Source organism: Alphaproteobacteria bacterium, from assembly GCA_017308135.1.
In the GTDB taxonomy this organism is placed as follows: Bacteria; Pseudomonadota; Alphaproteobacteria; order CACIAM-22H2; family CACIAM-22H2; genus Tagaea.
On the sequence record JAFKFM010000011.1, the window covers coordinates 91,995 to 112,659 of the forward strand.

The 20,665-nt window shown below is 60.2% G+C and carries 20 protein-coding genes and 1 tRNA gene; 14 read left to right on the plus strand and 7 right to left on the minus strand.

What is annotated here, in order from left to right; translation table 11 throughout:
- The first annotated feature begins 108 nt into the window (after nucleotides 1–108).
- A complete protein-coding gene (locus tag J0H39_19725) occupies nucleotides 109–2,601 on the plus strand; it encodes a diguanylate cyclase (protein MBN9498987.1) in 2,493 nt (830 codons plus the stop codon).
- A 465-nt stretch (nucleotides 2,602–3,066) separates the two neighbouring features.
- On the opposite strand, the gene J0H39_19730 is transcribed toward J0H39_19725, so the two are convergent.
- Complete coding sequence (locus tag J0H39_19730) at nucleotides 3,067–3,612, minus strand: ImmA/IrrE family metallo-endopeptidase (protein MBN9498988.1); 546 nt, start codon at nucleotides 3,610–3,612, stop codon at nucleotides 3,067–3,069.
- Between the two features lies 1 nt (nucleotide 3,613).
- Nucleotides 3,614–3,958 (minus strand): helix-turn-helix transcriptional regulator, encoded by a 345-nt coding sequence (locus J0H39_19735; GenBank protein ID MBN9498989.1) that lies wholly within the window; start codon nucleotides 3,956–3,958, stop codon nucleotides 3,614–3,616.
- A gap of 135 nt (nucleotides 3,959–4,093) precedes the next feature.
- On the opposite strand from J0H39_19735, the gene J0H39_19740 reads away from it, so the two are divergent.
- Nucleotides 4,094–4,363: a multiubiquitin domain-containing protein gene (locus J0H39_19740; protein MBN9498990.1), complete on the plus strand. Its 270-nt coding sequence runs from the start codon at nucleotides 4,094–4,096 to the stop codon at nucleotides 4,361–4,363.
- The gene (locus tag J0H39_19745) at nucleotides 4,338–5,510 is read left to right on the plus strand and encodes a ThiF family adenylyltransferase (protein MBN9498991.1); all 1,173 of its coding nucleotides are present in this window, start codon (nucleotides 4,338–4,340) and stop codon (nucleotides 5,508–5,510) included. Before J0H39_19740 ends, J0H39_19745 begins: the two co-directional genes overlap by 26 nt.
- Before the next feature lie 498 nt (nucleotides 5,511–6,008).
- Here the strand turns inward: J0H39_19745 and J0H39_19750 are convergent, their stop codons facing one another.
- Nucleotides 6,009–6,272, minus strand: a complete 264-nt coding sequence (locus J0H39_19750) for a helix-turn-helix domain-containing protein (GenBank protein ID MBN9498992.1) — start codon at nucleotides 6,270–6,272, stop codon at nucleotides 6,009–6,011.
- Between the two features lie 103 nt (nucleotides 6,273–6,375).
- On the opposite strand from J0H39_19750, the gene J0H39_19755 reads away from it, so the two are divergent.
- The 4 genes from J0H39_19755 (at nucleotide 6,376) to J0H39_19770 (ending at nucleotide 10,703) form a co-directional block, all read left to right on the plus strand.
- Nucleotides 6,376–7,755 carry a hypothetical protein gene (locus J0H39_19755; GenBank protein ID MBN9498993.1) on the plus strand — a complete coding sequence of 460 codons (1,380 nt, stop codon included), beginning with the start codon at nucleotides 6,376–6,378 and terminating at the stop codon, nucleotides 7,753–7,755.
- 38 nt (nucleotides 7,756–7,793) lie between these two features.
- Nucleotides 7,794–8,033, plus strand: coding sequence for a hypothetical protein (locus tag J0H39_19760; GenBank protein ID MBN9498994.1), 240 nt, complete (start codon nucleotides 7,794–7,796; stop codon nucleotides 8,031–8,033).
- A gap of 29 nt (nucleotides 8,034–8,062) precedes the next feature.
- The gene (locus tag J0H39_19765) at nucleotides 8,063–8,641 is read left to right on the plus strand and encodes a hypothetical protein (protein ID MBN9498995.1); all 579 of its coding nucleotides are present in this window, start codon (nucleotides 8,063–8,065) and stop codon (nucleotides 8,639–8,641) included.
- A 583-nt stretch (nucleotides 8,642–9,224) separates the two neighbouring features.
- Nucleotides 9,225–10,703 (plus strand): tyrosine-type recombinase/integrase, encoded by a 1,479-nt coding sequence (locus J0H39_19770; protein MBN9498996.1) that lies wholly within the window; start codon nucleotides 9,225–9,227, stop codon nucleotides 10,701–10,703.
- Here the strand turns inward: J0H39_19770 and J0H39_19775 are convergent.
- From J0H39_19775 to J0H39_19785, 3 genes are all read right to left on the minus strand, one after another.
- Nucleotides 10,654–10,730 (minus strand) — tRNA-Arg (locus J0H39_19775). The genes J0H39_19770 and J0H39_19775 overlap by 50 nt on opposite strands.
- 76 nt (nucleotides 10,731–10,806) lie before the next feature.
- A complete protein-coding gene (locus tag J0H39_19780; GenBank protein MBN9498997.1) occupies nucleotides 10,807–11,739 on the minus strand; it encodes a lysophospholipase in 933 nt (310 codons plus the stop codon).
- The gene (locus J0H39_19785) at nucleotides 11,736–12,683 is read right to left on the minus strand and encodes an ABC transporter ATP-binding protein (protein ID MBN9498998.1); all 948 of its coding nucleotides are present in this window, start codon (nucleotides 12,681–12,683) and stop codon (nucleotides 11,736–11,738) included. Before J0H39_19785 ends, J0H39_19780 begins: the two co-directional genes overlap by 4 nt.
- A gap of 57 nt (nucleotides 12,684–12,740) precedes the next feature.
- On the opposite strand from J0H39_19785, the gene J0H39_19790 reads away from it, so the two are divergent.
- The 6 genes from J0H39_19790 (at nucleotide 12,741) to J0H39_19815 (ending at nucleotide 18,004) form a co-directional block, all read left to right on the plus strand.
- Nucleotides 12,741–12,941 (plus strand): zinc-finger domain-containing protein, encoded by a 201-nt coding sequence (locus tag J0H39_19790; GenBank protein MBN9498999.1) that lies wholly within the window; start codon nucleotides 12,741–12,743, stop codon nucleotides 12,939–12,941.
- Nucleotides 12,878–15,781, plus strand: a complete 2,904-nt coding sequence (polA, locus tag J0H39_19795; protein MBN9499000.1) for a DNA polymerase I — start codon at nucleotides 12,878–12,880, stop codon at nucleotides 15,779–15,781. The genes J0H39_19790 and polA overlap by 64 nt, the downstream gene beginning before the upstream one ends.
- A 39-nt stretch (nucleotides 15,782–15,820) precedes the next feature.
- The gene (locus J0H39_19800) at nucleotides 15,821–16,024 is read left to right on the plus strand and encodes a hypothetical protein (protein ID MBN9499001.1); all 204 of its coding nucleotides are present in this window, start codon (nucleotides 15,821–15,823) and stop codon (nucleotides 16,022–16,024) included.
- 9 nt (nucleotides 16,025–16,033) lie between these two features.
- On the plus strand, nucleotides 16,034–16,219 hold the full coding sequence (locus tag J0H39_19805) for a hypothetical protein (GenBank protein ID MBN9499002.1): 186 nt from the start codon (nucleotides 16,034–16,036) through the stop codon (nucleotides 16,217–16,219).
- A 61-nt stretch (nucleotides 16,220–16,280) separates the two neighbouring features.
- Nucleotides 16,281–17,444 carry a hypothetical protein gene (locus tag J0H39_19810; GenBank protein MBN9499003.1) on the plus strand — a complete coding sequence of 388 codons (1,164 nt, stop codon included), beginning with the start codon at nucleotides 16,281–16,283 and terminating at the stop codon, nucleotides 17,442–17,444.
- Between the two features lie 35 nt (nucleotides 17,445–17,479).
- Nucleotides 17,480–18,004, plus strand: coding sequence for an ureidoglycolate lyase (locus J0H39_19815; GenBank protein ID MBN9499004.1), 525 nt, complete (start codon nucleotides 17,480–17,482; stop codon nucleotides 18,002–18,004).
- On the opposite strand, the gene serS is transcribed toward J0H39_19815, so the two are convergent.
- On the minus strand, nucleotides 18,005–19,279 hold the full coding sequence (gene serS, locus J0H39_19820; protein ID MBN9499005.1) for a serine--tRNA ligase: 1,275 nt from the start codon (nucleotides 19,277–19,279) through the stop codon (nucleotides 18,005–18,007).
- A gap of 114 nt (nucleotides 19,280–19,393) precedes the next feature.
- Here serS and J0H39_19825 point away from each other — a divergent pair, with 114 nt between their 5' ends.
- Nucleotides 19,394–20,647: an alanine--glyoxylate aminotransferase family protein gene (locus tag J0H39_19825; protein MBN9499006.1), complete on the plus strand. Its 1,254-nt coding sequence runs from the start codon at nucleotides 19,394–19,396 to the stop codon at nucleotides 20,645–20,647.
- Nucleotides 20,648–20,665: the final 18 nt, after the last annotated feature.

The window sequence follows — 20,665 nt, forward strand, 5'->3', positions numbered from 1 at the left end:
CGAAAACTCTCCCTCGTACAAATCGATCAATCAGTCCTAAACGCGCTAAACGAGAATAGCTATAATAGCAGCCGCTTGATCGATTAGGTCTGCCCGGAGGCCTTGTATTTGAATTATTCGATGGCGAGAGATGCGGTGCTTGCCGCGCGGGTGCGAACGCAAAAACTGATCAGCGCAGTCGCGGCTGTGGCGATCCTCGTCATCGGCCTTTCGGCGTCGTTTGTGACAATGCGTTGGATCACCGAAGGCATCAATGACGATTCCCACATACGTCTGGACAGGCTCGCCAGTCGAGTTCGGACGACTATCGACGAGCGATTTCGGCTGCCGGTCTATGGTCTGCGCGGTCTCGCAGCCAGCTTCATTGCTCACGGAACGCCGAATCGCGCGCAGTTCGCCGCGTTCGTCGCTGCGCGAAATTTGCCGGTCGAGTTCCCGGGCGTTCGCGGCTTCGGTTATGCCGAACGTGTTGCGCGAGATCACGTCGCGGATTTCGTCGATCGGGTCCGCCGTGACGGTGCGCCAGATTTCTCAGTTCGCGGTGACGGCGACGCGGCGGATCTTTATGTCGTGCGCTATCTCGAGCCCCGGGAAGGCAACGCCAACGTGCTTGGCTACGACATTGGCGCGGAACGCATCCGGCGCACGACGATCGACACGGCGATCGAAATGGCAAGCCCAGCGCTGAGCGAGCCAATCCAGCTCGTGCAGGACACGAGTGGAAGATCGAGCTATCTGCTCGTCCTGCCGCTTTACGGCAGCGGCCCCGCACCGGAGGGAATTGCTGCGCGCCGGGCGGCGGCAACGGGTGTGATTTACGTGCCCATGGTCGTAGAGGAACTGGTGCGCGGCGTGGCCGCCGTGGCGGACGGTTTCGTGGAATTCGATCTCTTCGATGGCCTGCCCGACGGCCTTATCCAGCCCGTCTATAGTTACCGAGCGCATGGTTCGGATGTGCCGGTATCCGGTTTGGCGCCAGAGGATCGGGCTAACTTTTTCCTGCCCATCGTTATCGCCGAACAGCTACTCGTCGTTCGCGCATGGGCGGCGCCCGCGTGGGACGCCACAATCGACCGTACGACACCGATCGTTGCCTTCGGCGGAGTGGCCCTGCTGTCGCTCGCCCTGTCGTTTGCCGCATGGCTACTGCTCACCAGCCGCGCGCGCGCGGTGACGCTCGCCAGCGCGATGACCGAAAATCTCGACAGGCTGGCCAAAGTAGTGGAGCGCACAACGAACGGCGTCATCGTCGCCGATGAGCAACGGCGTATCGTATGGGTAAACGAAGGCTTCACGCGGCTTACCGGATACACCCTTGCCGAAGCGGTTGGCCGCAAGGCGCGCGAGCTGATCGGATTGGAAGGGACCTCGCGGGAAGGCGCGGACGATATCCGCACGGCGCTCGCCGAGCGTCGTTCTTACCGCGGCGAAATCCTCAACCGCGCGAAAGACGGACGACTATATTGGGTCGATCTGGAAGTTCGCCCGACGACCAACGTGTCGGGTGAGTTCAACGGCTTCATGGAGATACAGTCGGACATAACGGCGAGCAAAGAAGCGCACGATCGATTGGCCGCCAGTGAGGCAGAACTGCGCCGTGCCGTGATCGAGTTGGAGGATGGTCGCGAGCGGCTCGAACGGCAAGCGATGGACTTGGCGGCGCTGGCCGAGCAGCTCGCCGGTGAACGCCAGAAATCGGTTGAAGCGCTCGAGAGACTGCGGGAGGCGATCGAATCGCTCAGCGATGCGTTTTGCCTATTCTCGCCCGACGGCAAGATCGTCATGTTCAATTCGAAGTATCCCGAACCGTATGGCGTATCTGCCGCATGCATCGTTCCGGGCCTCGACTTCGAGGATATTTTGCGTATCGGCGTCGAGGCTGGCCTTTATCCGGAAGCGGCAGGGCGAGAAGAGGTCTTTGTGCGCGAACGCGCCGCATCGTTTGGCGCTTCCGTTCCGCCGCGTGAAGCGCAAGCGCCGGACGGGCGCTGGTACCGAATCTCGCGCATCCGCACCCCGAGCGGGCATACGATCACCTCTCGGGTGGATATAACCGAACTCAAGCGCAAGGAGGCCGAACTCGCCGCGCTGAACGTCGAGTTGGAACGGCTTGCCACGATCGATCCGTTGACCGGCGTCGCCAATCGCCGCTCCTTCCTTGCGCGCGCCGATGTGGAACTCGCACGAACGAAGCGCTACGCCGGTACTTGCGCGATCCTGGCACTCGACATCGATCATTTTAAGCGCGTCAACGACACCTATGGTCATGCGGCCGGTGACGGCGTTCTGGTGGAGTTCGCACGGCGCGTTCACGACTGCCTTCGTACGACCGACCTGCTCGGACGGATCGGCGGCGAGGAGTTCGCAATCCTCGCTCCCGGTATCGGCGTGGCGGAAGCGACCATCCTTGCCGGTCGCGTGCTTGCCGCTGTCCGCGACAATCCGATTTCCGTCGATGGCGCCGAGATCGGCGTGACGGTCAGCATCGGCATCTCGGCCCTCGATCCCGTGGGCGCCGACGTCGCGGCGGCGCAGCAACGGGCGGATGAGGCTCTCTATCGCGCCAAACGCGAAGGCCGCGACCGCTACGTGACGGCCTGAGTTTTCCAATCATATCAGTCGTAAAGTGGTGAGGGGACGAACGCAGAGAACCGTCCAAGCCCTCGCTCGAAAATGAGCCCATAAACCGCCGCTTGCAGGACGCCCCGCCTGACCGCGCCGCTCACGGTCAATCGTGCTCCATCCACGATGCTTACTCTTCAGCAGACGGCGTCAATTAGGAATCACTAGTGTTGCGTCGTGAAAGTTCGGTTTTTCTTTGCCTCGCAAATTTTGTGGCTTGGCTGACGGTGTGACGCGGCATTTGTGCCGATGTATCAGATTAAGCAATTCGATTCATTTCAAGAAACTTAAAGTCTACGTCTTCGCTTTGGGTAACATTCTCGGTATCATGGTTGTTTCGCTTGTGAGGGCGGTGGCGGCGGGGACTACGCCCAGAACGTAGTATCGATCGGATTGTAGCGTCCAGCGTCGTTGCCGCGCTCGGCACGGAAGTGATTTTCCTTTCTATCGAGCCATTCTACGTTTTTGTATCGTATACGCGCCGCTCATTCTTAGGCGAAAATCCAGCATCTGCGAGCTAACGCCATAGATGGTCATCGCCTGAAGTTTAAGGCCACTTCCAACGATGTGAACCGCTGCTTCATTAGGAATGAGTAAGCAGCCGGCCAGGAAATTGGCTTCGCCTTCAATTTGGCCATCGTGAGAACGCTCGCCATTTTCGAGTAACGGTGGAGCGCCTTTGTGCCCAAGAAACCAATGCGCCAGTTCATGGCATATGTTGCTGCGCTGGCGATTGCGGTGATGCGTATCGTTGTGAACGATTGCCAACTTATGGCCCATCGGAACAGTCACCGCAGAAAAGCAGGAGCTGTCTGTGCCGCAAAATGCGGACACATCGCAGCCTAATTTCGTCATTTCGATGAGTTCGATCTCAAGCCGTTTGCAAATATCTTCGGGGTTGATCGGGGCAATATCTTCGAGGCCCATTTTCTCTCGAATCCGAAGCGCAATACGATTTGCTTGAGCTTTAAATCCGTGGCGGTATTTCAATCTAAGAATCCCGAAGGCGATTGTAGGTTGCTACAACTATATCTTCGATCAGTCTTGCATTGTCAGGTGTAAGTTTCGGATCTGCACGCAGCAAGGCCGTAATCTTTGAAATTGGCTCTGCTTCACCTTCGTTCGTTCCGCGAATGAATTGCTCCGCTTTTAAATTCGACCAGCGGAGAAGTGCTGCAAGTCCGTTGACGTCTGGTTTTGCGCCTTGGCCCATTCGAGTCAGGGTCGATGCGTTCACTCCCGCCTCATCAGCTAGCTCTTTCCACGTTAGCTGCTTGCTTAAGCGGGTTGCATTGAGCGCAGAATAAAAAGCTTCTGAATCAAATAGATTCTCCATATTTCCCCCAAATTGTGATTTTCAAATGAATTGCGAACTTGCAATCCATGCCACACTTCAGTATATCAAATCCATTGCTACTTCGCAATTTGGTCCGGGGCACCGCCGGGCCACGCAGCTAGAAAGGAACTCCAAATGTCTGAGAAGGATGAAAAACACGACAAGAAGACGGTCACGATCATCGTGAACGGCCGCGCCAAGGTAGTACCGAAGAACGACGAGATCACATTTGATCAGCTCGTCGCTCTCGCCTTCCCCAATCCGCCGAGCGGCGATGGCGTGCAGTTCACGATCCAGTATACCCGCGGCAACGGAAACAAGCCCGCCGGCGTGCTGCTCGAAGGCCAAAGCGTCAAGGTGAAGGAGGGGATGGAGTTCGATGTCACGTCGACCAATCGCTCTTAGCCCCGACCTTCTGCGCCTGCGCAACGAGGGCTACGATCTCGACGTCATTGGGGGATATCTCGTGATTCGAGATATCCCCTTCGTCGCTGCCCCGAGCGTGGTCAAACGCGGTATCTTGTTCATGGCGCTGGACTTGGAGGGCGACATTGCCATAAAGCCCAAAACCCATGTTGCGTACTGGACCGGCGATCACCCGTGCCATCACGATGGCTCGAAGCTGAGAGCGTTCGAAAACGGATCAGCCGCGCAGAATTTCGGCGACGGCCTGCAAGCTGATTTCACGTTTTCGGCGAAGGCCGACTATCGTGACTATCATCATAAGGTGACGACTTATGTCGGTCGGATCTCCGCCGAGGCCGCGATGATCGACGCGTCGCTCACCCCCATGACCTTTTCGCCGATTCCGGAAGACACCGACGAAAGTGTTTTTTGCTACACGGACACCGCTTCAAGCCGGGCCGGAATCGGGGCGGCGACCGCCAAGGTCGCCGGACAGAAGATCGGCATCATTGGCGTCGGCGGTTCAGGTGCTTATGTGTTGGATCTTGTCGCCAAAACCTCCGTGAGCAAGATCCATCTTGTCGATGGCGACATCTTCTCCCAGCACAACGCTTTTCGTGCGCCAGGTGCCCCAACCATCGATGCCCTCAAGCAAAGACCGAAGAAGGTGTCATATCTTGCCTCGATCTACTCGAATATGCATCGAGGCATCGTCGTTCACGACGAGTTCATCGAAGAGCAAAATCTCTCACTGCTCGATGGTCTGGATTTCGTGTTTGTCTGCTTGGATAAAGCCGGTCCGAAGAAACTCGTTGTCGAGCGACTGAAGGCAAACGGCACACCGTTTGTAGAAGTCGGCATGGGCATCCTTTTGGACGACTCTCAACTCGGCGGAATTGTTCGTATCACGACCAGTACCAATGACTCTCGAGCGGCAGCCGATCAACACATCTCGTATGCAGACGCAGAAGATCCCGCCAATCTCTACGCGACAAACATTCAGATTGCGGAGCTCAATTCGCTGACTGCTGCCATGGCCGTCATCCGGTGGAAAAAGCACTTCGGCGTCTATCTGGACACGCGATCCGAAGTCTATGCGGGTTACAGCATCGCATCAGGAGAGATTGTTTGCGCGGGGCTGAGATGACGCGAATCACGAGGTTGGACTGCCAACACACCGAGTTCATCCCAGAGCGGCTGCAGCCCGGCGTCCTCTATGTCTCCAAGCGATACTCAACCGCTTCACATTTGTGCTGTTGCGGGTGCGGCCAGGAAGTCGTTACTCCGTTGAAGCCATCGAAGTGGAAGCTTTCCGAAAAAGGCGGAACAGCATCGTTATGGCCCTCGATTGGTAACTGGAGCTTTCCTTGCCAATCGCACTACATCATTCGTGACGGTCGTATCGTTTGGGCGAAGCAGTTTTCCAAGCGCCAGATAGCGTTAGTGCAGTCGCAGGATCTCCTAGCTACTCAAACGCTATATGCACCTCGTCCAGTAGGGCTCGTGGCCTTCATCGCTCGTGCATTGGTACGTATTAAAGAGGACTTTGCGAAGTTTTGGCGCATACCAAAGTGAAGATATCTTTCTATGTTGTTTCAAAATGCGCAGTTAAACTCTTTGCTCAAGTATGAACTAAATCAAATATTCAAAGCTCTTTTCTCGCTCTCCGGATTTTTGTCGCTACGCCGACTGGTCGATTTCCAGATGAGCCGGTAATTTTTGGATAGTCGCTGGGCTTGAGTCGTTCGATCAACAGGGCGACATAATTAGGTGGAGACCGGCGGCCCTGTTCCCAACCCCGAACAGTATCTACAGCAACGCCAATCAACTCGGCCGCTTGACTCTGCGTCAAGCCATGCTGAGTTCGCCATTTCCTGAAATCTGATCCGTCGATCTTCTTCATATGCATCACATGGATAACGCGAGTTGCTAGCGCGCGCGAAGTGATTTTGCTTGAAATTAGTATTTATTACTAGTATAGTAATCTCATCCTGATCAAGAAGGCGGGTGCGATGGACGTGGATGAAGATATTCCGATCGATGATCTGCCCGACAATCGTCTTTGGTTGCTGGTCTATCCAGGCCACATGAGCCAAAGCCAAAAAAGACGAATTTCGCGCTTCTTGGAAGCATCCGCAGGCTCCATTCTTACAAGGAACTCCGACCGCGAGATCCTGAATCTCAAAAAACATGAGCTACTGGCCCTCGCTGTGAGGTCCCTTCGTGCCGGGCTGGATGTCAGCGTTGTCGGATCATTTATTTCGTTGGCCAGCGAAGCCGGCTCTCTGATCGCCGATGTCGCGCTGGCTCAATTCGCTTACGTAGCGATCCGGCGAAGTTCTGGTCGATCTTATTCAATGGCCGATCGAAAAAGCCTCCGGCGCGTATTGCGTCGTCTCGTGCTGGAAATCGATGGCGATCCGATCTTGGAGGCGTTTGACCAGTATCACGCCGAGTTTGTCAGCTCGTCTGAGGCTATACGAATCAGCGATGTGTGGGGGCAAATAAGCTCGTCCGAGAGCGTGCGAGCCGCGTATCGAGTTATCGCGCCTAATCTTAAGTCGACCGCCCATATCGAAGGTGGCGGTAAAGAATTTGAGGTTTTGAAAACGCCTCTTCCGCTTTGGCGTTCGTCGATCTCATCTTCAATTCTTACGACCGTGCTTTCGACAGAATTTCCTCACTTCACCGAAGTCGCAAGTGACATAGCTCGCTTTATCTGCGGTGACGAAAGCGATTCTCTTCGTTCCCTCTTGGTCGTTGGTCCACCTGGCATTGGCAAGGATTCTGTACTGCGGAGGGCCGCTCAGCTCGTAGGTCGACCCTTCGGAGAATACGATCTGGCGGGGAGTAGCGATAACCGGATCCTCAAAGGCACGTCCAAGGGGTGGAGCTCTGCAAGTCCGAGTTTCCCGGCGGGGATATGCGCGCAAAATCTTTATGCAAATCCGTTGTTGATTCTCAACGAACTGGATTGCGCAGGGGGGAATCGTAGAAACGGTAATGTCCATGAAGCGTTATTGGGGCTATGTGAGCCAACGACGCGCGCGAATTGGTTCGATGATGGTCTCGGTGTGCCTCTCGATCTTGGGGCGCTGGCCATCGCATTCACAGCTAACGGCACGTCGGGTACGCCGGGCGCTCTATTAAGCCGCCTGCGGATCCTGCATGTCGAGAAACCGCGCGCTGAGCATGTGAGAGACATTCTTCAGCAGGCACGCCGCCGTGTTGCAGCGGAGCGGCAGGTCGATATCGATGATCTCGCTGAACCAAGCGCGCAGGTAATCAGGAACCTTGAGGCCGCGGCACGAAAAGGGCGGTTTCATTTGCGATTGGCAGACCGCGTAGTGCGTGCGCTTAGCGAGCTTCAGCCAGCAAAGCCGATGCATTGATGCCGAAAGTTTTATCGCCGCAGCCCAGGAGAAGTTCGATGATTGAGTTGTTGATGGGTGCCTTTGAACCTCAGGCTTTCCTTGCAAACTTGATCGGCGAGGCGACGAATGATGTCTCTGCAAAGGCAGCATTTTTTGCCGTCAAGTCGGTCGGCGTTGCATTGTTGGGTATGGCTTCAAATTCTCGTCGGCCCGGTGCCGCGGCTAAGCGCGTCACCTCTAAAAGTCAAAAGCGCAAGGTCAAGTCTTCAGTAAAGCGCCCTCCTCGTCGCCGTTGATGCGCCAACTAGAATTTTGATGAAGGCAGATGATCATTGCATTCATTGATTTTGAAGCTTCGGCTTTAGAAAACGGCTATCCGATAGAGGTCGGGTATGCGCGCTCTGACGGCATTGTGGGCGCATTTCTGATCAAGCCGCGTTCAGAATGGCTTTATCTCAATTGGAGCTCGGCTTCGCAGAGCATTCATCGACTGCCGCGCACGATTCTAAATCAAGGACTGGATGCCAATGAGGTGCTCGCGCGCCTTAACGTTGAGCTGCAAGGCTGTGTATGCTTTGCGACCGCGCCTGCGTTCGATTGGCAATGGCTGCAGATGCTAAATCCAGGTCAGGCGCTTGATTTTCGACTGATGCAAACGCCGGCAGATTCACTGTTGATGATGGTCGCCGAAGAAGCTGGAATTCCGGGGCCTATTGCGGCGCGTATCGTCGATCGCGCCACACGACTTGGCGGTCACACGGCCGCGGGGGATGCCGTCGGTCTGGCTGCGGGGTACGAGATTTTGAGGCGGCCTGGTGAGATCCGAATGAAGGAGGCTGAGGCTTGCTTTCGGAGGTGGCTGTCGTCAGCCGTGGCGGCGGCTGCGGCGTGGCGAAGCGGATAAGGGGGAACTGATCATCTCTATAGCGTGCGCGAATAGAACTCGTCCTTGGCGTAGGATTCAGGTGATTTCTTGTGATTTGAAGCGAGGAGTTTTTTAACCACTTGAAAACGCAATGCTAATTCGAGCGACGTTCCGGAACATGGCGCTACGATTGCGGGGTGCAACCGGCATCAAACATCCCTTTAATCATAGAGACCCAGGGCGACCTAGAGAGCTCGGGGGCGGAGCCGTGCGCAGGGACGTCAACTGATCAGACGAGCGGCGATTTTATGTCTCTAGATTGGCTTTCAGAGCGGTGGTCTTGCTCACGCAAAACGGCACGTCAAAAACTCCAAGTCTATGGTTTAGGCATCTGTCCGGCTGGAACTTGGCTAGTCTCTAGAGCCCGAGTCGAAGCGTTTGAAGCATCACTTTTTTGTAAGCCCCAGAATGTTTCATGCGACCCTAGCGTTACAGATCAGGTCGCTAAGCGCGCTTCGACGGTCAACGACAATCTAAAAAAATTCGGAGTCACCGAAAACGCCGATCTAAAGCGTCGCCTATTAAATCTAACATCATCGAGATCAAGAAAGGCCGGCTGACCATGCGTGGGCGCTCCGTCTATCTTCAGAAATCGACCGGCCGCTGGCGGATTGATTTCTACCATCAGGGCCGCCGCGTGCATTCCTACGCCAAGAATTTGGATGGGTCATTGTCTCGCACTCGAGGAGAAGCCGAGCAAGCAGCGTTTCGCCTCCGAGAGGCGCTCGTCAATCCTGGCTCGTTCGGTGCGACTTCGAACTCGGCCATTGAAACCTCGGTGCCGCAAGTGTCGGTCGCGCCGATGCATCAGCATGCTTCAGCGGCGAATTCATACACTCTTGGTGAAGCCGTACTTTCTTACGCGGCGGCATCTTCAGGCCTTCGGTCCTGGCCCTCGATCCAAGGTTATTTATCGACTATCAACTTGTTTTTTGGGCAAGAGTTTCTTGTCAACGATCTTGACGAAGTGAAGCTCGCCGAGTTCCGAGAATGGTTGCAAAGCGCGCCAATCCTTAACTATCGCGGTGGACCTACGACTCCTCAAAAATCAAAGCGACCAGAGGATCAGCTTTATTCAGTCCGCACTGCAAAAGAGTCGGATGTAGACGCCAAGTCTGCCGCGACACCGCAACGTAGCGAGACGACGGTCAGAAAATACCTCAAGGCTTTGCGGTCAGTTTTGCTGATGGCGCATCGTAAAATTGATCCCAATGATCCGTTGGGGCGGCCCCATTTGCGGGCCATGCCGGCGTTCAAAAATCTTCGGGATCCACAAGGGACACCGCGCCCATTTCCTGCCGAACGACTGTCAGATGTTCTTGCGCATCTCCCTGCGCATGCCCAAGCCGTGGTACTTGGTGCGGTGTTTACGGGCTGGCGCCGTGGGCAAGTGTGCGCTTCGCAGGTCAGTTGGCTGGACGACGAACGACAAGCGCTTCGCCATGATAGTCACAATAAGGGTAAGCGCGAGGGATGGACGCCGCTCAGCCCAGAGGGTTACGTGTTTTTCTGCGCATTGAGAGAGCAAGCGCAGGCGATTGGCTCAAAGCATTTCATTAACTATCGGGAGCCTAAATCGGGTCGCTGGCGATCGATCAAAACTATCGAGAGAAGTTGGCTGCGCGCGTTGGAAGCAGTCGGCTTAGCTGGCCAGTTCCGATTCCACGATTTGAAAGCGATGGTGCTCTCGAAGATGGCTGCTGCGCGTGTAGATCCACGGACGCTTCAGTCGATTGGTCAGCATGCTGATATCGAAACGACTATGCGACATTACATATTCACGCAGTTCGATGCGGCGCGCGATGCACAAACGCTCGTCAGTAAGGAGCTGGCTGATGCGGGTCTTGATCTCAATTTTGCAGTGAAGAAAGCGACCGAAGAGGCAAAGTCGCAGGAAATAAAACCCGCGAAGTCCCACACGAAGTCCCACAAACCGAGCGCGGCGCGCGTCGTCGTGAAACCCTCGAAACTGTCTAAGTCATTGAAAGTAATGGCGCGCCCGGCGCGACTCGAACGCGCGACCTTCAGCTTCGGAGGCTGACACTCTATCCAACTGAGCTACGGGCGCCCCGTCCTTGCGGACCTGTCCTTTACGGACGGGCGGAAACTAGCCCAAGCGCCCGCCATACGCAAATGCCGTGAATTCAGGGCGATTTGGCCCGTTCCAGCACCCAATCGGCCACGTCCGCTTGTACTTTCGCGCGGCCCAGATCGCGCAGCAGCATATGAAAGCCGGTCGTGTAGGTCTTGACCGTGCGGTCGCCGGATTTCGGCAGGCGGTCGAGCATCGCGCCCATCGCGTCGTCGGGAATCAGATTGTCGTTGGCGCCGATCAGGAACAAGGCGGGCGCCACGAAACCGGGGGCGGCCGCATAGGCCGCATCCATCAACCCGACGAGGCCGTAAAGCGCATCGACCCGCGTGCGCTTGAGCACCAGCGGATCGCGGCCCAGCGCGCGCAGCATCGGAATATTGTCGGAGGGGCGAATACCAATCCCTTCGACCGTCGGCGCGAAGCCGGGGATCGTGTGCGCGAGCAGCCAGAGCCAGGCATTGCTCCACCAGCTCAGCGTCTCGCGGCCGCGCACGGCGGGGGCGGCGAGAATGGCCCCCCGCGCGACACCCAAACCGCCGGACGAATAGGCGGCCATGATCACGGCCCCGCCCATGCTTTCGCCCGCGACGAAGATCGGCACGCCGGGATGTTTGGCGGCGACCAGGGCGATCGCCGAGCGAAGATCGCCGGTCAGCGCCGAATCGCCCGCCCAAATACCGGGCCGCGGTGCGCGGCCGAAACCGCGCTGGTCATAGGCATAAGTCGCGATACCCGCTTTCGCCCAAGTCTCGGCCGGCATTTCCCAGGCGCGCGAATAATCGTTGAAGCCGTGCAGGGCGAGGATCACGGCTTTGATCGCGCCGTCGGGCTTCCACAGCCGATAGGGCAACACGGCGCCATCCGCCATGGTGAACGACGCGTCGCTCAAAGCGGGGGCTTGTGTCGCCGGTCCCAACCCCTGTTGCGACGGCTGCGCGCAAGCCGCCGTCAACAGCAGCAGCAGAACGGCGACAAGCCTCATGCCGCCGAGCGGACGAGTTGCAGGAACACGTCTTCGAGGTCGCTTTCGCGCGTGCTGAGATCGGCGATGCCCACACCCGATTGCGCGACCGCGCCCAGAATGTCCGACGCTTTGACGGCGCTGGGCCGATAGGGGACGACCAGCAGACGCGAGGCTTCGAGCTTCGCGCCGAACGGGACCAGCGAGGCCGGGACCTCCGCAAGGTCGCAATCGATCGTGATGCGCATTTCCTTGGCGTCGACGCGCGCCAGCAGCGCGTCCTTGCTGTCGTCGGCGACCAGCTTGCCGTGATTGATGATCGCGATGCGATCGCACAGCTCCTCGGCCTCTTGCAGATAATGCGTCGTCAAGATGACGGTCGTGCCCTTGGCGTTGAGCTGGCGCACATAGGCCCACAGGCTTTGGCGCAATTCGATATCCACGCCGGCGGTGGGCTCGTCCAAGATCAACACCGGCGGCGTATGGACCAGCGCCTTGGCGACCAGCACGCGCCGTCGCATGCCGCCCGACAGCGAACGCGCATAGGCATCGGCTTTGTCGGCAAGGCCGACGGCGGCGAGGATTTCGGCCGTGCGCCGCTCGGCTTGCGGCACGCCGTAGAGCCCGGCTTGCAGTTCCAGCAATTCGCGCGGCGTGAAGAAGGGGTCGAAATTGATTTCCTGCGGCACGATGCCGATGGCCCCGCGCGCGGCGCGCGCGTCCCGGTCGATATCGATGCCCCAGACCTTGGCGCTGCCGGCGGTCTTGTTGACCAAGCCCGCCAGGATGTTGATCAGCGTCGACTTGCCCGCCCCGTTGGGGCCCAGCAGGCCGAAAATCATGCCGCGCGGCACGTTCAGCGAGACGTTATCCAGCGCTTTTTTTCCGCCGGCATAGACCTTGGTCAGGCCGCGCAGTTCCAGGGCGTTTTCGGGCGGGGCAGGTTGCATCGGGGTGGTTTCCATCGGGGTCGCGCTTGGGTATCATCCGGCCGGTTCCGAATCAACGAAAGCCCGACGCCCATGACCGCCAACGCCGCCACCCCCGTTTCCCAGAAGCCGATCGAAGTCGCGGAATCGCAGATCGCGTGCGACGGCGGCGGCGGGGCGCTCGGCCATCCGCGCGTTTATCTGACGATGGGCGCCGACGGTACGGTCGAATGCCCCTATTGCGATCAGAAATTCGTGCTGAAGGCGGGCGCTTCGCGCGGACACGGGCATTGAGTAAAAAGCCGGTCGAAGCGCCGCATCGCCTGTGCCTGGTCGACGGCTCGGGCTTCATCTTCCGCGCCTATCACGCTTTGCCGCCGCTCACGCGCGCCGACGGCACGCCCGTGGGCGCCGTGCAGGGCTTCGTCAACATGCTGGTGCGGTTGATCGAAAGCCATGCGGGCGATCGCATCGCGGTGATTTTCGATTCCTCGCGCAAAAGCTTCCGCAACGAGTTCTATCCCGAATACAAAGCCCATCGCCCCGATCCGCCGGAGGATCTGATTCCGCAGTTCGCGCTGGTGCGCGAAGCGACGCGCGCCTTCGACCTGCCGGCGATCGAAATGCCGGGCTACGAGGCCGACGATCTGATCGCGACCTATGCCGCGCATGCGCTGGCGCAGGGCGGGACCGCAATCGTCGTGTCGTCGGACAAGGATTTGATGCAGCTCGTGCGCCCGGGCGTCGAGATGCTCGATCCGTTGAAGCAGAAGCGCATCGGCGAGCCCGAAGTGCTGGAAAAATTCGGCGTGAAACCCGACCGCGTCGTCGACGTGCAAGCCCTCGCCGGCGATTCGACCGACAACGTGCCCGGCGTGCCGGGGATCGGCGTGAAGACCGCGGCCGAACTCATCAACACCTATGGCGATCTCGATGCGCTGCTGGCGCGTGCGGGCGAAATCAAACAGCCCAAGCGCCGCGAAAGCCTGATCGCCAATAAGGAACTCGCACTTGTCTCCCGCCGATTGGTGCAGTTGAAGGCCGACGTGCCCGTCACGGTGCCGGTCGAGAGTTTCGAGATCAAGAAGCCCGATTCCGCGAAATTGCGCGGCTTCCTGGCCGAGCAAGGCTTCCGGTCGACGATCGGCCGGCTCGAGAATATGGGCTGGTTGACCGACGGCGGGCCGATGCCCGCCCCGCGCGCGGCCGTTCCATCCGCATCGCCCGCCGCTGCCGCCGAACCGGCGGCCCCGTCGGGCCCGGCGAAATACGATCTGGTCGACGATCTGAAAACGCTCGATGCGTGGATCGCCAAGGCCAAGGCGGCCGGGCGTCTGGCGATCGATACCGAGACCACGTCGCTCGACGCGCGCAACGCCGACCTCGTCGGCATTTCGATGGCGGTCGAGGAAGGCCATGCGTGCTACGTGCCGCTCGGCCATGTCGAGCCGGGGGCGGCGGGCGAGCTCGATTTCGGCGGCGGCGTCAAATTGAAGCCCGGCCAGTTGAAGGCCGAAGACGTGTTGAAGCGTCTGGCGCCGCTGCTCGCCGATCCGTCCGTGCTGAAGATCGGCCATAACCTAAAATACGACATTCAGGTCTTCATGCGGGCCGGCATCGCCGAATTCGGGCCGGTGGACGACACGTTGCTGATCTCGTTCGTGTTGGATGCCGGGCGTCATGGCCACGGCATGGACGAACTTGCCGAAGCGCATCTCGGCCACACGACGATCAAATACGACGACGTGACGGGGACCGGCAAAGCGCGCATTTCCTTCGCGCAAGTGGCGCTGGACAAGGCGCGCGACTACGCCGCCGAAGACGCGGAAGTGACGCTGCGTTTGTGGAATCGTCTGCGCCCGCGTCTGGCCGATGAAGGCTTGCTCGCTTTCTACGAGCGCGTCGAGCGGCCGCTGATCCCCGCGATCGTGACGATGGAGCAGAACGGAATCGCGGTCGATCGCGATGCGCTGCGCCGCTTGTCGAACGATTTCGCCCTGCGCTTGGACGAGCTGGAGAAGACGATCCACAAGCTTGCCGGTCATCCGTTCAATGTCGGCAGCCCCGCGCAGCTCGGCAAGGTGATGTTCGACGAGCTGGGCTTGCAGCTTCCCGATGGCAAGGCGCCGTCCAAGACCAAGACGGGCGCTTATGCCACGGGGGCGGACGTGCTCGACGATCTCGCCGCCACGGGCCATGAACTGCCCCAGCGCGTGCTCGATTGGCGCCAGCTCGCCAAGCTCAAATCGACCTATACCGACGCGCTGATCGAAGCGATCGACGAGAAGACGCATCGCGTGCACACGTCCTTCGCGATGACCGGGGCGGCGACCGGGCGCTTGTCGTCCAACGATCCGAATTTGCAGAACATCCCCGTGCGCACCGAGGAAGGCCGCAAGATCCGCGAAGCCTTCATCGCGGCCAAGGGCACGACGCTACTGTCCTTCGACTATTCGCAGATCGAGCTTCGCTTGCTCGCCCATGTCGCGGATATCGAAACGTTGAAGGACGCGTTCCGCAACAAGCTCGACATTCATGCCGCGACCGCGTCGGAAATGTTCGGCGTGCCCATCGACAAGATGGACAAGGAAACGCGCCGCCGCGCCAAAGCGATCAATTTCGGCATCATCTACGGCATCTCGCCCTTCGGTCTCGCGCGTCAGCTCGGCATTCCCCAGGGCGAGGCGCGGGCCTATATCGACGCTTATTTCAAGCGCTATCCCGGCATTCGCGCCTATATGGATGCGACCAAGAAACAGGCCCACAAGCAGGGCTATGTGACCACGCCGTTCGGGCGCCGCATTTGGCTTTCCGAAATCGGTTCCAAGAATCCGGCGATGCGCGCTTTCGCCGAACGCGCGGCGATCAACGCGCCCTTGCAGGGCGGGGCGGCCGACATCATCAAGCGCGCGATGGCGCGTATACCGGCGGCGTTGGCCGAGGCGAAACTATCGGCGAAGTTGTTGCTGCAAGTGCACGACGAACTTCTGTTCGAAGTGCCACCGAAGGAAAAAGACGCCACGATCGCGCTGATTCGCCGCGTGATGGAGAATTCCCCGGCACCATCTGTAGAATTGTCGGTGCCGCTTGTCGTCGATTGCGGCGAGGGTGCGAATTGGTCGCAGGCGCACTGACTCGACCATCGCCGGGGCCGGGCGTATAATTCGAAAATCATGAGTACGACCATCACGCCGTCGGTATTTTCGGTTCAGGACGCCCTTGCCGCGCGCAAGGCCCAGCGTCCGGCGGCGCCGCGCGTGGAGTCGGACATCGCGCAGCGCGCGCTCGACATCAAGCAACGCCCCGACACCACGCCGCCATCGACCAACACGTCGACGCAAGCCTCGCGCGGCGGCACTGTCAGTTTCTTCGCCTGAGGTCGGGAAATGGCCGAACTCTATCCGCTGCCCGACGTGATCAGCCCGGTGGGGCCGCGCACGGCCCCCGCCCGGGCCGAACGCGCGGCGGGCCGCACGGCCATTTCCGCACCCGCGCAAGCCGCACCCCAACAGCCCGCACCGGCACCGCCCGCCGCTTCCGGCCGGGGCCAACGCATCGACGTTTCCGCCTGAACCCGCGCGCATCCCGCGTCGCAAGGGTTCGGTAACGATTGATCGGTTACCGTTTCTAATCATGCGCCAGGATCGTCCCGTCACCGATGCCCGCTCTGCGCTGCACGCGATCGACAAGCGCTTGGGCGAACTCTGGCAGCTGGGCTCGCGCTTCGTCGCGGCCTGGACGCTGGACGGCACGACGCTGATCGTCGCCACCGCGCGCATCGCCGATCTACCCGCCTTGGCCGCCAGCGAGCCCGCGCTGTTGCGCGGCGAGCGTTTGGATTTGCAGCAGCTCGCCCAAACTTGCACGCGCGCGCGGCTGCGCATGGAGGAAATTCAGGCGGGTCCCTGGTGGGGTACGCCGCAAATGCTGTCGGCGCTGGAAGCCTCGATCGGCCGCTACGCGATCCGGCGCACCGAATTTCACGCGATGTCGCGCATCGAGATCGACGGGTTCCGCGCCTTGCCGACGGCGCAGCGCATCGCGCAGCTCGCGACGTTGTCCTATTCGATCAATATCGCGGCCGAGCGTCTGGAAACGGCCGGGTCGGATATCGATCTGGGGCGTGCGCCCACGGGCAAGGGCTATCGCTTGTGGAATCGGCGCCAAGGCTGGAAGGCGGATATCGATCTGTTCTGCCTTCTGTCGCTCACCCTCGCCGAGAACGGGTTGGAACGCGCGCGCGACGAAGCCGCGGCCCCCGTAGTCAAAGCCGCGTTCACGGTCGGCGGCGGCTGGGAGTTCTCGCTGCCGCGCGGCGGCGGCAGTCCCGCAATCCATAACGACGTGCTGGGCGAGATCGAGGACGATACGCAAAGCCTGCTCGAAGCCACGCTGCCCGGCCAGATTCTGATCGGCGCCTTCCAGCGCCCGATGGCCGAAGGCGCCCCGCGCAAGGGCATGATCTATCGCACGCTGGATGCGCCGCGTTTCGTGGGTTTGGCCCAACGACGTCTGGGCGATTTCGACAACGTGATGCTGGGGGCGGAGAAAGTCTCGGGCATCAAGCTCTATCTCACCGGCGACGAAATCGCACCCGGCACGTTCGACATCAAAAGTTTCGCCTATCCCATCGGCCGTGCCCGCACGATGGAAGCGTTCAACGTCAAGCTCAACATCCACCGCCCGGCCCAGCCGCCGTTCTTCTTCGGGCTGCAGCACAAGGATTTGCGCGACGTGGCGCAAACCCGCGCCTATCGCTCCGACGAAGCGCCGAAGGATTTCGTGCTGCCCGCCTAAAGCGCATCCGGCCCGATTCTTGTATGATCGGCGCCATGACAACCGTGACCAAGCTGGCCCCGCCCCAAATCCGCAAGCTCAAGCCGCTCGCCTTGACGCGCGAAAATTTCGCGCCTTATGGCGAGGCGATTTTGCCCGCCCCCGATGGCGCACCGCTGCCGGGGCATGAGGCCGAAGGGCTCGACCTGTCGAGGGGCAAGCCGCGCTTCTACGTGATGCGGCTTGAGGGGCGGGGCTTGGGCTTTCGCCAGATCACCCGCCATCGCCGCGTGACGCAGTGTTTGGCCTCGACGCTCGGTCAGGATTGGTATTTGGGCGTCGCCCCGCCCAAGGGGCTCGACGATCCGGACGCCAAACCCGCGCTCGACGATATCGTTGCGTTCAAAGTGCCCGGCGGTATGGCGATCAAGCTGCATGCCGGCACGTGGCATGCGGGGCCGTTCTTCGCGGCGAAGCAAATGGATTTCTTCAACCTCGAACTCGCCGACACGAACGAGGTCGATCACCACACCGTGGTGCTGGAACGCGAATACGGCACGGCGTTCGAGTTCGAGGCGTAATTACTTCGCCGGCGGCGGCGTCAGAACGTCCTTACCCAGGAACGGGCGCAGGGCCTTGGGCACCACGATCGAGCCGTCGGCTTGCTGGTTGTTCTCCAGGATCGCGATCATCGCGCGGCCCAGCGCGATCGCCGTGCCGTTCAGCGTGTGGACGTAAAGCGGCTTGCCCTTGGGCTCGGTGCGATAGCGAATGTTCAGGCGTCGCGCCTGGAACTCGGTGCAGTTCGAGGTCGACGTGATCTCGCCGAACTCGCCGCCTTGCCCACGCGCCGGCATCCAGGCTTCCAAATCGTATTTGCGATAAGCGGCAGCGCCCAGATCGCCCGTGCAGATATCGAGCACGCGATAGGGAATTTCCAGCGCGTTGAAAATGTCGCGCTCGTTGGTCAGCAATTCCTGGTGCAGCGCTTCCGATTGCTCGGGCGGGGCGATCACGACCATTTCGACCTTGGTGAATTGGTGCACGCGATAAAGCCCACGCGTGGCACGGCCCGCCGCGCGCTCGGTGCGGAAGCAATGCGACACGCCCGCGATGCGGATCGGCAACTGCGCGGCGTCCAGGATCGTGTCCTGGTACAGGCCGCACAACGTGATCTCGGCCGTCGCGATCAGCGACAGGTCGGTGTCTTCGATGTGATAGGTGTTCGTCTCGTTGCCGCGCGGCACGAAGCCCGTCCCCAGCAGAATCGAATCGCGCGCGATATCGGGCGTGATATGCGGCACGTAGCCGCGCTGCGCCAGGAAATTCACCGCGAAATTCTGCAAAGCGAGTTCCAGCAGCGCGCCGTCGCCCTTCAGGAAGTAGAAGCCGGGCCCCGCAACCTTCGAACCGCCTTCGGTATCGATGATGCCGTGAAGCTCGCCCAGCGCCACGTGATCGCGCGGCGCGAAGTCGAATTTCGGAATCGCGACCGCATTGCGCTCGATCTCTTTGTTGTCGTGATCGTCGCGCCCGATGGGCGAGGCCGGATGCGTCATGTTCGGGATGCGCCACAGCAGCGCGTCGGCTTCTTCCGTGCGCTTGTCGACTTCGGCTTTCAGCGCCTCGCGCTTTTCGCGCAGCGCCTTGCCGCGCTCGCGCTTCTCGTCGACCGACAGCGACTTGTCCGACGCGAGCGCGTTGGCCTCGGTCTGGGCGGCCTGCAACGCCTTGTCGGCGTCGCGGCGCGCGGTCTCGGCGGCGACGAAGGCCGGAATGTCGACGTCCACGCCGCGATTGCGGCAGTTTTCGGCGACCTTGTCGGCATTGGCGAGGACATAAGCGCGGTCGAGCATGGCGGGTCCGGGAATTGCTAAGAATTTAAGGAATGACCGCTTAGCACGGGAGGGGCAGCCCTTGCCAGTTACGGCGTTTTGCCCCAGTTTCCCGGCCCGAAAGGTAGCCCGATTATGACCCGTTACGCCGATTTGAACCCGCCCGCCCGCCTTTTGATGGGCCCGGGCCCGATCAACGCCGATCCGCGCGTTTTGCGCGCCATGGCGACCCCCCTGATCGGGCAGTTCGACCCGTCGATGACGGGGCTGATGAACGAGACGATGGGGCTTTATCGCGGCGTGTTCAAAACCACGAATAAATGGACGATGCTGATCGACGGCACGGCGCGCGCGGGCATCGAAGCCGCGATGGTTTCGCTGATCGAGCCGGGCGACAAGGTGCTGATTCCGGTTTTCGGCCGCTTCGGCCATTTGAAGGCCGAGATCGCGCGCCGCTGCGACGCCGAGGTGATCACGGTCGAACGCGAATGGGGCACGGTCTTTCCGCTCGACGAAATCCGCGATCTCGTCAAGAAGCACCGGCCGCGTCTGCTGGCTTTGTGCCAGGGCGATACGTCGACGACGATGCTTCAGCCGCTCGCCGGCGTGGGCGCCATCGCGCACGAGTTCGACGCGCTGTTCTATACCGATACGACCGCGTCGCTGGGCGGCAACACGCTGGAAACCGACGCGTGGGAAGTCGATTGCGTGTCGGCCGGTTTGCAGAAATGCCTGGCCGGGCCGTCGGGCTCGGCACCGATCACACTGAGCGCGCGCGCCGAAGCCGCGATCGTTCGCCGCCGTCACGTGGAGCAGGGCATCGCCACCGCATCGGATGTGCCGGGCAATGGTGCCCGCATCCGTTCCAACTATTTCGATCTCGCGATGGTGATGGATTATTGGGGCGACAAGCGCCTCAACCACCACACCGAAGCGACGTCGATGCTCTACGCCGCGCGCGAATGCGCGAAGATTTTGGTCGAGGAAGGTATCGACACCGCCGTCGAACGCCATCGCGTGGCGGGCGGGGCGATGGCCGACGGGTTGAAGGCGATGGGCCTCAAACTGTTCGGCGACCAAACGTCGCGGATGAACAATGTCGTGGGCGTCTATATTCCCGCCGAGGTTCAGGGCGACGCGGTGCGCAAATCCATGCTCGACGATTTCGCGATCGAAATCGGCACCAGCTTCGGACCTCTGCACGGCAAGATCTGGCGGATCGGCACGATGGGCTACAACGCGCGCAAGGATACGGTTCTGACCACGCTGGTCGCGTTGGAAAGCGCATTGACGCTGCACGGCGCCAAGATCGCGACCGGCAAGGCCGTTCCCGCCGCACTCGCCGCGTTCCGTGCGGGTGAATCGCGCGCGGCGAAAGCCGCCGAATAGGGTGGAACACCCGACGCA

Coding starts and splice junctions, on each gene's coding strand:
- J0H39_19805 (MBN9499002.1), top strand. CDS start 16,034: ATGGCCGAACTCTATCCGCTGCCCGACGTGATCAGCCCGGTGGGGCCG.
- J0H39_19745 (MBN9498991.1), top strand. CDS start 4,338: ATGTCACGTCGACCAATCGCTCTTAGCCCCGACCTTCTGCGCCTGCGC.
- J0H39_19740 (MBN9498990.1), top strand. CDS start 4,094: ATGTCTGAGAAGGATGAAAAACACGACAAGAAGACGGTCACGATCATC.
- J0H39_19755 (MBN9498993.1), top strand. CDS start 6,376: ATGGACGTGGATGAAGATATTCCGATCGATGATCTGCCCGACAATCGT.
- polA (MBN9499000.1), top strand. CDS start 12,878: ATGCCCCTATTGCGATCAGAAATTCGTGCTGAAGGCGGGCGCTTCGCG.
- J0H39_19750 (MBN9498992.1), bottom strand. CDS start 6,272: ATGCATATGAAGAAGATCGACGGATCAGATTTCAGGAAATGGCGAACT.
- J0H39_19785 (MBN9498998.1), bottom strand. CDS start 12,683: ATGGAAACCACCCCGATGCAACCTGCCCCGCCCGAAAACGCCCTGGAA.
- J0H39_19810 (MBN9499003.1), top strand. CDS start 16,281: ATGCGCCAGGATCGTCCCGTCACCGATGCCCGCTCTGCGCTGCACGCG.
- J0H39_19735 (MBN9498989.1), bottom strand. CDS start 3,958: ATGGAGAATCTATTTGATTCAGAAGCTTTTTATTCTGCGCTCAATGCA.
- J0H39_19760 (MBN9498994.1), top strand. CDS start 7,794: ATGATTGAGTTGTTGATGGGTGCCTTTGAACCTCAGGCTTTCCTTGCA.
- serS (MBN9499005.1), bottom strand. CDS start 19,279: ATGCTCGACCGCGCTTATGTCCTCGCCAATGCCGACAAGGTCGCCGAA.
- J0H39_19770 (MBN9498996.1), top strand. CDS start 9,225: ATGCGTGGGCGCTCCGTCTATCTTCAGAAATCGACCGGCCGCTGGCGG.
- J0H39_19765 (MBN9498995.1), top strand. CDS start 8,063: ATGATCATTGCATTCATTGATTTTGAAGCTTCGGCTTTAGAAAACGGC.
- J0H39_19800 (MBN9499001.1), top strand. CDS start 15,821: ATGAGTACGACCATCACGCCGTCGGTATTTTCGGTTCAGGACGCCCTT.
- J0H39_19815 (MBN9499004.1), top strand. CDS start 17,480: ATGACAACCGTGACCAAGCTGGCCCCGCCCCAAATCCGCAAGCTCAAG.
- J0H39_19780 (MBN9498997.1), bottom strand. CDS start 11,739: ATGAGGCTTGTCGCCGTTCTGCTGCTGCTGTTGACGGCGGCTTGCGCG.
- J0H39_19790 (MBN9498999.1), top strand. CDS start 12,741: ATGACCGCCAACGCCGCCACCCCCGTTTCCCAGAAGCCGATCGAAGTC.
- J0H39_19825 (MBN9499006.1), top strand. CDS start 19,394: ATGACCCGTTACGCCGATTTGAACCCGCCCGCCCGCCTTTTGATGGGC.